Genomic DNA, 278 nt, shown 5'->3' on the forward strand with positions numbered 1-278 from the left:
CAATGGATTCTTGCCCTGATCGCCTTGACGGTGGTGTTGTCGATGAACCTGATTTCGGTCGAATGGTTCGGCGAGCTGGAGTTTTGGGCCGCGCTGATCAAGGTTCTCGCGCTGATGGCGTTCCTAGTGGTGGGAACCGTTTTTTTGGCCGGGCGATACCCCGTCGACGGCCACAGCACCGGATTGAGCTTGTGGAACAACCATGGCGGGCTGTTCCCGACAAGCTGGCTGCCGCTGCTGATCGTTACCTCGGGAGTGGTGTTCGCGTACTCAGCAGT

The 278-nt window shown here is 58.6% G+C and carries 1 pseudogene; it reads left to right on the forward strand.

From position 1 onward, the window contains the following. Positions 1-278 (forward strand): annotated as a pseudogene (locus tag ACRHOZ_RS20915) (hypothetical protein); the annotation flags it as partial.

This window comes from Flagellimonas flava, assembly GCF_050617915.1.
GTDB lineage: Bacteria > Bacteroidota > Bacteroidia > Flavobacteriales > Flavobacteriaceae > Flagellimonas > Flagellimonas flava_A.